A 1,987-nucleotide genomic window follows, 5' to 3' on the forward strand; every position below is an offset into this window, starting at 1 on the left:
CACACCGGCTCAGCGCTGGCATGCCGAACACCCCGCGCGCGGCGCGCAGCACTAGCAGTCGCTGCCCCCGGAACAACAAAACAGCGCCCCCGGTTAAGGGAAGCGCTGTGTGCTTGAAGTTGTGAAGTGGAGCTAAGGGGACTCGAACCCCTGACCCCCACACTGCCAGTGTGGTGCGCTACCAGCTGCGCCATAGCCCCGTGCGGACTGTGGTGTTCAGTTCCGCTGCCTGATCGAAGTTACACCACGGCCGGTTTGTTCGCCAAATCGCTGGGCGCGCCGCTGGGGGTGGCTCCGGGCACAGTCGCGCGGACCGCTGGGGGTGGCCCGGCGACGAGGTTGAGGCCGGGCACGCTGCCTCCGGTGGAAGATTTTCCCCCGCCAATCGGGAAAAGCTTCCACTATGCTCACGACCTAGCTTCGGCCCGGCACCGACCATGACCTCCTAATCCTCGGGGCCGGCGACGATGTTGTTGAGCCAGTGCCTGTTGAGGAAGTCGATGGTGGTGCCATCGTGGACGACGGTGGGCGTGCCCTCGCCCCCTGCCTCGATCATGGCTTGGCGGTTGGCCTCGGCGTTGTCGCGGATGCTGTCGAGGAGCTCGCCGCTGGTGATGCAGTCGGTGGCGGCGGGGTCGGCGCCGTTGTCGCGGGCGAGCTGGGCGAGCTCGTCGTCGGTGAGGGTGCTTCCGTTGGCGGGGCGGTTGTCGTAGAGGGCCGCGTGGAAAGCGCTGTAGGCGGTGGCGTCGCTGTGCTGGGCAACGCACGCGGCGGCCGCGGCGGAGCGGGTGGAGTAGGTGCCGTCGCCGGAGACGCTGTCAAGGAAGGTGAGGGTCCGGTACTCGACCGCGACGTTGCCGTCGTCGATGTGCCGGGCGATGTGGTCGCCGTAGAGGTGGTCGAAGTCGCGGCAGCCGGGGCACATGTAGTCCTCGAACAGCTGGAGCTGCACGGGCGCTGCGGGGTCGCCGAGGCGGACGCTGCCGTCGTCGGTGATGGCTACCGTGGCGTCGCGGACGGGGCCGTAGCCTTCGTCGACGGGGGTGCTGGTGCGCTGTTGCCAGAGGATCATGCCGATGACGCCGGCGGTGGCGAGGATGATCGCGAGGATGGCAAGGATGTAGGTGGCGCGGTTGGAGGGCTTCTCGGGCGTGTAGCTCGCGGTGCGGGGTGATCGGTTGTGGCGTGATCGTCGTGAGCTCACGGGGGTCCTTTCGCGGTGGTGGCGCGGCGCGTCGACGCTACAGTGCCCGAATTCGACGCGCGTTGGCAACCTGGCCAGGGCGGGGGCTGCGGCGGGATGTTCTCAGCGCGGCAGGCCCGCGTGGAATCCGCTAGCTATTGTCATACGACGCGCCGCGACACACCCCGCCGGTTGGTGACATCAGCCAGCGGATCCTCGGGTCAGTGAGTGCCCGCCGCTCGCCCCCAGTGCCGCGCCTACACGAGCAGGCCGACGATGGTCGCGCTGATGAAGCTGACGAGGGTGGCGCCGTAGACGAGGCGCAGGCCGAACCGGGCGATGGTGTCGCCCTGCGCGCTGGCGAGGCTCTTGACGGCTCCAGCGATGATGCCGATGGACGCGAAGTTCGCGAACGAGACGAGGAACACCGCGACGATGGCGTAGGTGCGCTCGGAGAGCTCGTAGTCGCCCGCGGCGATCTGCGTCATGGCGACGAACTCGTTGGTGACGAGCTTGGTGGCCATGAGGCTGCCAGCGTCGATTGCCTCGTTCAGCGGCACCCCGGCGAGCACGGCGAGCGGCGAGAACACGTAGCCGAGCACGTCCTGGAAGGTCACGCCGAATACGCCGCTGAAGGCACCGTTGACGAGCGCGATGAGGGCGACGAAGCCGATGAGCATGGCGGCGACGGTGACGGCTACCCGGAAGCCGTCCCAGATGTATTCGGTGAGCATCTCGAAGAAGGTGCGGCGCTCCACATCGGGCCAGACGGCGACGTCCTCCTCGGGTGGCAGGTCGTAGGGG

At 68.0% G+C, this 1,987-nt stretch carries 2 protein-coding genes and 1 tRNA gene; all 3 read right to left on the reverse strand.

Translation table 11 applies throughout. The features are described 5' to 3' along the window. Positions 1–127 precede the first annotated feature (127 nt). Positions 128–200: transfer RNA gene (locus HT102_RS15695), tRNA-Ala, on the reverse strand. Positions 201–445: 245 nt separating this feature from the next. Beyond that, the gene (locus tag HT102_RS15700; RefSeq protein WP_192040397.1) at positions 446–1,204 is read right to left on the reverse strand and encodes a DsbA family protein; all 759 of its coding nucleotides are present in this window, start codon (positions 1,202–1,204) and stop codon (positions 446–448) included. Positions 1,205–1,440: 236 nt separating this feature from the next. Beyond that, positions 1,441–1,987 (reverse strand): nucleoside transporter C-terminal domain-containing protein (locus tag HT102_RS15705; protein ID WP_333473499.1); only part of this gene is annotated, 547 nt, incomplete at its 5' end.

It is taken from the genome of Lolliginicoccus lacisalsi, assembly GCF_014841105.1.
In the GTDB taxonomy this organism is placed as follows: Bacteria; Actinomycetota; Actinomycetes; order Mycobacteriales; family Mycobacteriaceae; genus Lolliginicoccus; species Lolliginicoccus lacisalsi.